The 360-nt window shown below is 69.7% G+C and carries 1 protein-coding gene; it reads left to right on the forward strand.

The features are described from left to right. On the forward strand, positions 1 to 360 hold a 360-nt coding region (locus FMN52_RS00130; protein ID WP_148606709.1), incomplete at both ends, for an aldehyde dehydrogenase family protein.

A 360-nucleotide genomic window follows, 5' to 3' on the forward strand; every position in this document is an offset into this window, starting at 1 on the left:
ACGGTCTGTTCTTCACCGGGTCCAGTCGCACCGGCAACCTGCTGCACAGCCAGTTTGGCGGCCAGCCGCAGAAAATCCTGGCGCTGGAGATGGGCGGCAACAACCCGCTGGTGGTGGAGGAGGTCGCCGACCTCGACGCCGCCGTCTACACCATCATCCAGTCCGCCTTCATCTCCGCAGGCCAGCGTTGCACCTGCGCCCGCCGCCTGCTGGTGCCGCAGGGCGCCTGGGGCGACGCACTGCTGGCGCGCCTGGTGGCGGTCAGCGCTACCCTGCGGGTCGGTCGCTTCGACGAACAGCCGGCGCCGTTCATGGGCGCGGTGATTTCGCTGAGCGCCGCCGAGCACCTGCTCAAGGCCC

Source organism: Marinobacter sp. BW6, from assembly GCF_008107725.1.
Classification (GTDB): domain Bacteria; phylum Pseudomonadota; class Gammaproteobacteria; order Pseudomonadales; family Oleiphilaceae; genus Marinobacter.